Here is a 1,972-nt window from a genome sequence, read left to right as displayed (position 1 = left end):
CCCTCCGCACCCTCCTCGCCAAGCGCTGCGGCCCCGCCGTAGGCCTCCGGCACCGCGAGCCCCGGCAGCCCCAGCTCACCGGCGAGCCGCCGCCACAGGGCGTCGTCGTACCCGGGTGCGGTGAGGGTCGCGGCCCTGACGTCGTCGGGGCCGCAGCGCTTGGCGAGGAGGGTGCGGAGGGTGCGGCGGATCTCCTGCTGCTCGGGGGTGAGCTCGGGGTCCATGAGTGGGCTTCTCCTCCCGGGGACGGGGCAACACCGGGATCTGACGGTACATCAGTTCCCGCCGCCCCACCCCTTCCCCGGCACCCTGGGCCCGGGGTGGGGCAGCAGCGAGGGATTTCACCCGGAAGCCGGACGGGGACCATGGAATCTGATGTACCGTCAGATTCATGGCAGCCCTCGCCCGGTCCTCCCGCCCCGTGGCCATCGTCGGCGTCGCCCTCTCGGACACCGGCCGCGTCGACGACGCCACCCCGTACGCCCTGCACGCCCAGGCCGCCCGCCGGGCGCTCGCCGACTCCGGGCTGGAGCGGGGCGCCGTCGACGGGTTCGGGTCCGCGGGCCTCGGGACGCTCGCCCCGGTCGAGGTGGCCGAGTACCTGGGGCTGAAGCCGGCCTGGGTCGACTCCACTTCGGTCGGCGGCGCCACCTGGGAGGTGATGGCCGCCCACGCCGTGGACGCCATCGCCGCCGGGCACGCCAACGCCGTACTCCTCGTCTACGGCTCCACCGCCCGCGCCGACATCAGGGCCGGGCGGCGGACCTCGAACCTGTCCTTCGGCGGGCGCGGCCCCCTGCAGTTCGAGGTGCCCTACGGCCACACGCTCGTCGCGAAGTACGCCATGGCGGCCCGCCGCCATATGCACCAGTACGGCACCACCCTCGAACAGCTCGCCGAGGTCGCCGTGCAGGCGCGCGCCAACGCGGCCACCAACCCCGACGCGATGTTCCGCGACCCCATCACCGTCGACGACGTCCTGGCGGGGCCGATGATCGCCGACCCGTTCACCAAGCTGCACTGCTGCATCCGCTCCGACGGCGGCTGCGCGGTGCTGCTCGCGGCGGCGGAGTACGTCCCCGACACCCTCAGACCGCCCGTCTGGGTGCTGGGTTCGGGCACGGCCGTCTCGCACACCACCATGTCCGAGTGGGACGACTTCACCGTCTCACCGGCCGCCGTCTCCGGCCGGACCGCCTTCGAGCGCGCCGGAGTCCGCCCCGCCGACATCGACCTCGCGGAGATCTACGACGCCTTCACCTACATGACCCTCGTCACTCTCGAAGACCTCGGGTTCTGCGCGAAGGGCGAAGGCGGCGCCTTCGTGGAGAAGGGGCGGCTGCTCACCGGCGGCGCACTGCCCGTCAACACCGACGGCGGCGGGCTCTCCGCCTGCCATCCCGGGATGCGGGGACTGTTCCTCCTGGTCGAGGCCGTACGGCAACTGCGCGGCGAGGCGGGGCCGGGCCAGGTCCGCCGGTCCGACGGCACGCTGCCCGAGCTGGCCGTCGCCTCGGGCACGGGGGGCTGGYTCTGCTCTGCGGGGACGGTGGTGCTGGGGCGGGCCGGGTGACAATCTGGGCATGGAATTCCAGGAGTACCTGCACACCCTGCGCGTCTGGGACACCGAGCTGCCGCGCTTCGCTCCGGAGGACGCGCCCGAGGAGCCSGTCGCGCTCTTCCAGGAGTGGCTGACGCACGCCGGCCGCGCCGGGCAGGCCGAGCCGCACACGATGTCGCTCGCGACCGTGGACGGGGAGGGGCGGCCGGACGTACGGACCGTGATGCTGCACGGGGCGGACGCGGCGGGGTGGTGGTTCGGGTCGCACTCCGGCAGCGCGAAGGGGCGGCAGCTGGCCGGCTGCCCGTCGGCGGCGCTCGGGTTCTACTGGCCCGCGGTGGGGCGGCAGGTGCGGGTGCGGGGTGCGGTGACCCCGGCCGGGGCCGAGGCGAGCCAGGCCGATCTGCACGC

3 protein-coding genes are annotated in these 1,972 nt (G+C 74.3%); 2 read left to right on the top strand and 1 reads right to left on the bottom strand.

Going from position 1 to position 1,972, the window contains the following annotated elements; translation table 11 throughout:
- Positions 1 to 224, bottom strand: a 224-nt coding sequence (locus tag ACJA3G_RS35935; RefSeq protein ID WP_406557225.1) for an acyl-CoA dehydrogenase family protein, incomplete at its 3' end; no start/stop codon positions are given.
- Between the two features lie 167 nt (positions 225 to 391).
- Here ACJA3G_RS35935 and ACJA3G_RS35930 point away from each other — a divergent pair.
- Together ACJA3G_RS35930 and ACJA3G_RS35925 are read left to right on the top strand one after the other, a co-directional pair.
- Positions 392 to 1,573 (top strand): thiolase C-terminal domain-containing protein, encoded by a 1,182-nt coding sequence (locus ACJA3G_RS35930; protein ID WP_406557224.1) that lies wholly within the window; start codon positions 392 to 394, stop codon positions 1,571 to 1,573.
- Positions 1,574 to 1,583: 10 nt separating this feature from the next.
- Positions 1,584 to 1,972: pyridoxamine 5'-phosphate oxidase family protein (locus ACJA3G_RS35925; RefSeq protein ID WP_406557223.1), on the top strand; the 389-nt coding region annotated here is incomplete at its 3' end.

It is taken from the genome of Streptomyces sp. YS-3, from assembly GCF_045257485.1.
Taxonomy (GTDB): domain Bacteria; phylum Actinomycetota; class Actinomycetes; order Streptomycetales; family Streptomycetaceae; genus Streptomyces.
This window is presented reverse-complemented; position numbering and strand designations above follow the sequence as displayed.